Origin of the sequence: Citrobacter sp. wls757 (genome assembly GCF_005280935.1) — a bacterium.
GTDB lineage: Bacteria > Pseudomonadota > Gammaproteobacteria > Enterobacterales > Enterobacteriaceae > Citrobacter > Citrobacter portucalensis.
Genome location: NZ_SZWU01000049.1, coordinates 30,122 through 31,402 on the forward strand (window position 1 = coordinate 30,122; position 1,281 = coordinate 31,402).

A 1,281-nucleotide genomic window follows, 5' to 3' on the forward strand; every position below is an offset into this window, starting at 1 on the left:
CAGATAGCCAGCGCGACGACGCTCACTCCCATCAGGATTGGCGCGCAGCAGGCATTTTCAGCTTCCTTCGTGCGCGGTGCGCCAAGGAACGTAACGCCATAGACTTTCGCCATACACATCACCGCCAGCGCGCCGGTAATTGCCAGCCCTACCGCCAGCAACGGTCCTAACAGGCTACCGACAAATGCGCCGCTATTGCCAAGCTTAAAGAAGGATTGGTAGATAACCCACTCACCGGCAAAACCGTTCAGCGGCGGCAGTGCGGCCATCGCCATCAGACCAACCAGCATCGCCAGCGAGATAACCGGCATACGTTTACCGATACCGCCCAGTTTTTCGATATCACGATGACCGGTACGGAACCAGATGCTGCCTGCACCCAGGAACAGAACGCTTTTGAACAGGCTGTGGTTTACCAGGTGGTACAGACCGCCGGTCAAACCTAGCGCAATCAGTGCCGGTTGATTCAGGGAAATTCCGGTCACGCCAGCGCCCAGACCCAGCAGAATAATGCCGATGTTTTCCAGCGTGTGGTACGCCAGCAGGCGCTGGATATTGTGTTCCATCAGCGCATACAGACCACCAACAAACGCGGTGATCATGCCCAGCACCAGCAGCGTAATCCCCCACCACAGCGGCGCGTTACCGCCCAGCAGCGACAGGGAGAGAATACCCAACAGACCAACCTTCATGACGACGGTAGAGAACAGCGCCGCAGCCGGTGCGCTGGCATTGGCGTGTGCCTGTGGCACCCAACCGTGGAGCGGAATAATCCCGGCCAGCAGGCCAAAACCTGCCACGCCCAGCAGCCAGATGTCAGATCCGAGCGGCAGCTCCTGGGTGCGCAGGTCTAGCAGACGCAGCTCCAGAGTGCCGTAACGTTGCCACACCAGGTAGCAGGCGACCGCCAGCAGCAGCGTACCAATACGCCCCAGCGCAAACCACAGTTTGCCTTCTTTACTGCATCCGGTGAGGAACACGGCACACAGCGCCATGATTTCCGCCATCACCACCAGCGTACCGAGGTTGCTGGCAACCACCGCACATACCGCCGCGGCCATCAGCAGATTCACCAGCAGGCCGTTAGCTTTCACCTGAGGATGACGATGCCAGTCAATGTTGTACAGGCTGACAAACAGGCCGCACAGGCCCAGTGTAATCAGCCAGATAGCATTAAGCGGAGTAATTTGCAGACTGTGACCAATAAACGGCATCACGCCGCTCACTGCCAGCGCATTAGTCAGAACGGTAAAACCCGCGGCTGCCGTACACAGGCTGCCG

The 1,281-nt window shown here is 58.6% G+C and carries 1 protein-coding gene; it reads right to left on the bottom strand.

Annotation, left to right across the window (positions count from 1 at the left end; genetic code table 11):
- On the bottom strand, window positions 1-1,281 hold a 1,281-nt coding region (gene hycC, locus FDW94_RS12535), incomplete at both ends, for a formate hydrogenlyase subunit 3 (RefSeq protein ID WP_249358491.1).